Here is a 228-nt window from a genome sequence, read left to right on the forward strand (position 1 = left end):
GACTTTCCTGCGACGAGGGGAATGCCCATCGCTTCGGCGCGACAGTGGGCGTCGGATTTACCGGTTCATACGCAACAGAACAAACTTACCGCTCACTGCTTTTGGGTAGCGCAATCCGTGCTGAACTCTTCACTGGAGTAAAGGTGATGCCCAGCGCCGCTTCCGTCCATCTTAGCTTGAGCCTCGGCTTGCGCGGGCCGGTCTTCGGGGTGACCTCCGCATGTGCCT

General features: G+C 59.2%; 1 protein-coding gene. It reads left to right on the forward strand.

Annotated features, from left to right (window positions below; all coding sequences use genetic code 11):
* The coding region (locus E5W70_RS32930) for a beta-ketoacyl synthase N-terminal-like domain-containing protein (protein ID WP_292272545.1) at window positions 1–228 on the forward strand (228 nt) is incomplete at both ends.

The sequence above is a fragment of the Mesorhizobium sp. genome (assembly GCF_005063415.1).
GTDB lineage: Bacteria > Pseudomonadota > Alphaproteobacteria > Rhizobiales > Rhizobiaceae > Mesorhizobium.